The organism is Pseudomonas sp. (genome assembly GCF_037994325.1).
Taxonomy (GTDB): domain Bacteria; phylum Pseudomonadota; class Gammaproteobacteria; order Pseudomonadales; family Pseudomonadaceae; genus Aquipseudomonas.
Genome location: NZ_JBBNAH010000321.1, coordinates 1 through 3,707 on the forward strand (window position 1 = coordinate 1; position 3,707 = coordinate 3,707).

At 60.8% G+C, this 3,707-nt stretch carries 5 protein-coding genes; 4 read left to right on the top strand and 1 reads right to left on the bottom strand.

All coding sequences use genetic code 11. The features are described 5' to 3' along the window. The 3 genes from AAAB16_RS10875 to AAAB16_RS10885 all read left to right on the top strand — a co-directional run. Positions 1-364 (top strand): tripartite tricarboxylate transporter permease (locus tag AAAB16_RS10875; RefSeq protein ID WP_340663328.1); only part of this gene is annotated, 364 nt, incomplete at its 5' end. Next, positions 357-1,388 carry an AbrB family transcriptional regulator gene (locus AAAB16_RS10880; RefSeq protein WP_340663329.1) on the top strand — a complete coding sequence of 344 codons (1,032 nt, stop codon included), beginning with the start codon at positions 357-359 and terminating at the stop codon, positions 1,386-1,388. The genes AAAB16_RS10875 and AAAB16_RS10880, both read left to right, overlap by 8 nt. 143 nt (positions 1,389-1,531) lie before the next feature. Continuing rightward, the gene (locus tag AAAB16_RS10885) at positions 1,532-2,380 is read left to right on the top strand and encodes a DUF6279 family lipoprotein (protein ID WP_340663330.1); all 849 of its coding nucleotides are present in this window, start codon (positions 1,532-1,534) and stop codon (positions 2,378-2,380) included. A gap of 83 nt (positions 2,381-2,463) precedes the next feature. Here the strand turns inward: AAAB16_RS10885 and ung are convergent, their stop codons facing one another. After that, the gene (gene ung, locus AAAB16_RS10890) at positions 2,464-3,156 is read right to left on the bottom strand and encodes a uracil-DNA glycosylase (protein ID WP_340663331.1); all 693 of its coding nucleotides are present in this window, start codon (positions 3,154-3,156) and stop codon (positions 2,464-2,466) included. A gap of 108 nt (positions 3,157-3,264) precedes the next feature. Here ung and AAAB16_RS10895 point away from each other — a divergent pair. Next, the coding region (locus AAAB16_RS10895; RefSeq protein WP_340663332.1) for a PaaI family thioesterase at positions 3,265-3,707 on the top strand (443 nt) is incomplete at its 3' end.

A 3,707-nucleotide genomic window follows, 5' to 3' on the forward strand; every position in this document is an offset into this window, starting at 1 on the left:
CATCTTGAATGTGCCGAACTGGGTGTTGGTGCCAATCATCGCCATCATCACCTCCATCGGCGTGTATGCGGTGCATGCCACCACCTTTGACCTGTTCCTGATGGTGATCATCGGCATCTTTGGCTACATCCTGCGCAAGCTGGATTTCCCGCTGTCGCCGCTGCTGCTTGGCTTTATTTTGGGCGGTTTGATGGAGCAGAACCTGCGCCGGGCGTTGTCGATCTCCAATGGCGAGCTGGGCATTTTGTGGGGCAGCCCGATCACCATGGGTGTGTGGGCCCTGGTGCTAGTAATGCTGGCCTTGCCGATCGTGCGTATCTGGCGCCGCCGCGCCAAGCAGCGCCGGGCCCTGGCCAATGCTTAAAGGCTGGCGCTTGTGGTGGCCAACGCCGTTGATGGGCGCCGTGGGTGGCGTACTCGCCAGCCTGGCGCACTGGCCGCTGCCGTGGATGATCGGCGCCTTGGTGGCGGTCATCCTGTTTCGCTGCGCCACGCCCTGGGCCATTCGCGACCTGCCGGGCGGGCGCAAAGCCGGGCAGTGGATTATTGGCATCGGTATTGGCCTGCACTTCTCCCCCGCAGTTGTTGAGCAGGTGACGGCGCACTTTTGGCTGATCCTGTTTGGCGCCCTGGTGACCACTGGCTCCAGCGCCATTGCGGTGTGGGTGTTGCGCCGTACTGGCGAGGACAAGGCCACCGCATTCTTTTCCAGCATGCCCGGTGGCTCCGGCGAGATGGTCAACCTGGGGTTGCGCAATGGCGCAGTCACCAGCCGCGTCGCCGCCGGGCAAAGTTTGCGCGTAGTAGCGGTGGTGTTATGTGTGCCGGCCGCGTTTAAGTTTTTGCTTGGCGATGGGCCGCTGCTCACCCATTCGGCGCCCGTCGACTGGTTGTGGCTGGCGCTACTGGTGCCATTAGGCGGCTTGTTGGCCTTGCTCTGGCAGCGCTTGCAGCAACCCAACCCTTGGTTGTTTGGGCCGCTGCTGGTCAGCGCTGGGGCGAGCGTGATATTTGATCTGCAACTGGGCCTGCCCCACGGCGCCAGTCAGGTCGGCCAGCTATTGATCGGCAGCGGCCTGGGCTGTCACTTCGACCGCGCCTTTTTTCGCCGCGCGCCCTCCTTCCTCGCCCGCACGCTGTTGGGCACCGCCTTGATGATTGGCGCTGCCGCGCTGTGTGCATTGGGGCTGGGCTGGATGACCAGCCTGGACATCCGCTCGCTGACCCTGGGCATGATGCCCGGCGGCATTGCCGAAATGAGCCTGACGGCGGAAACCTTGCAACTGTCGGTGCCGCTGGTGACGGCGATGCAGGTGCTGCGCTTGTTGTTAGTGTTGTTCCTCGCTGAACCGATCTATCGGCGGTGGGCGCGAGACTCCGGAACCTGATACAGCGCACCACCACCCCAGCAGAGGATGGCGGGAGTCTGCATCAAAACCTCCGTCATCCCCGCGCAAGCGGGGACCCAGGTGCGCCGCACTTCTGCCTTAGGCTCCGGTCTATCCTTCAGTCATCTCAGCTGGAGTAGCCCATGGCCAAGCGATTACGCGCGTTGCTGCTGATCACCAGCCTTATCGCCCTGACCTCTTGCAGCCGCCTGGAGCTGGGTTACCGCAATCTCGACCTGTTAATTCCCTGGTCGATGGACAACTACGTCAGCCTCACCGGCGAGCAAAAGGCCTGGCTGAAGCCGCGCCTCACCCAGCACATTGCCTGGCACTGCCAAACCCAACTGCCGCGCTATGCCGACTGGCTGCAACGTAGTGCCAAGCTAGCGGGCGAAGCCAAACCAGAGGCGGCACAATTCCAAGCGCAATTCAGCGAATTTCGCCATGCGGTGGATGCCATCGTGGTGCAGGTCACCCCGGACCTTACCGAGCTGCTCCAAGGCATGAGCCCGGCACAGGTGCAGGAGCTTGAAAAAAACCTGGCCAAGCAAAACAAAGAACAGCGCGAGGACTATCTGGAGCTGCCCCTCGACGAACAGATTGCCGATCGGGCTGAGCGTATGGAGGAGCGGGTGAAACCGTGGTTTGGCCGTTTACATCCCGAGCAAAAGGCGCGAATCAAGACGTGGGCGCAGCAACTTGGCGATTACAACCGGGGCTGGCTGGACAACAACCAGCGCTGGCAGCAAGCGTTTCTAGCGGCGATCAACGAGCGCAAAGGCGAGCAGTTCTCCACACAGATGAAACGCTTGCTGCAAGAGCGAATGAGCTACTGGACACCTGACTATCAGCAGCAGTTTGACGCCGCGCAGCTGGCGCTAAGCGGACTGTTTGCCGACTTGGTATCAAGTGCCGACGCCAAGCAGCGCGAACGCCTGCAAGAGCGCCTGGAAGGGATGCGTAAACAGCTGGCAGATATGACATGCCCGTAGGGTGTGCTGTGCGCACCTAGCGATTTCTCCGGTATCGGCATGGTGCGCATAGCACACCCTACGGCATAAAGAGCCAATCGGGCTCAGAGCGGCGGCAACTTCCACTCGATTGGCGGTAAGCCGCGCTCTTTCAGGTATTGATTGGCGCGGCTGAAATGGCCATTGCCGATAAACCCGCGGTGTGCCGACAACGGCGACGGATGCACCGATTTCAGCACTAGGTGGCGAGTGGTGTCGATCAAGGGCACCTTGCTTTGCGCATGGGCGCCCCAGAGCAGAAACACCAGATTGCCCGGCCGCGCGTTAACCACTTCGATGACCTTATCGGTAAACGGCTGCCAGCCTTTTTTCGCGTGGGAACCGGCATTGGCCTGCTCCACGGTAAGCGAGGTGTTAAGCAGCAACACGCCCTGCTCGGCCCAGCTTTGCAGGTAGCCGTGGGGGGCGATGTCGATATTCAGGTCGCGCTTGAGCTCTTTGTAGATGTTCTGCAACGACGGTGGCGTTGGTACGCCGGGCTGCACCGAAAAGCACAGGCCATGGGCTTGGCCGGGGCCGTGGTAAGGGTCCTGGCCGATGATCACCACTTTCACCTGGTCCAGCGGCGTCGAGTTGAGGGCGTTGAAGATCATCGGACCGGGCGGAAAAATCACTTTGCCGGCAGCCTTTTCGCTGCGCAGAAACTCGCTCAGAGCCTTCATATAAGGCTTATCAAACTCTTCACGCAGGGCGGCTTTCCAGCCGGCCTCAAGCTTGATCTTGTCGTCTGCGGTCATGGGCAAATCCTGCACTCTGGAAACTGATGCGGCACGCTAAGGAACGCGCCCCGGCAAGTCAAGGTTGGCCAATGGCCTGCAATTGATGCACAACCATCACAGCCTCTGATGCACGTTGTTACCGGGCGTAAGTGGGTCAATGCTCTGCACGAACCCACGTTGAGTAACACCACCATGAACGCACCTGCCGGCATCAGCCGTGAACGTCTGGAACACGCCCTGGAACACTCCACTTTTGCGCAGATGTTGGGCGCCGAACTGTTGGACTTCGAACCCGGCAAAGTCAGCCTGCAAGTGCTCAGCCGCCCCGACCTGTGCCAGCACCACGGCTATATCCATGGCGCCGTGGTCGGCTTTATGGTCGACAGTGGCTGCGCCTGGGCAGCCGCCTCCATGGTCGGTGACGTGGTGACCAGCGAATACAAACTCAATCTGTTGGCTCCGGCAATTGGCGAAAAACTGATCTGCCGCAGCGAAGTGCTAAAGGCCGGGCAACGCCAGGCGGTGTGCCGGGCCGATGTGTTTGCGGTGAAAGACGGCGTGGAAAAACT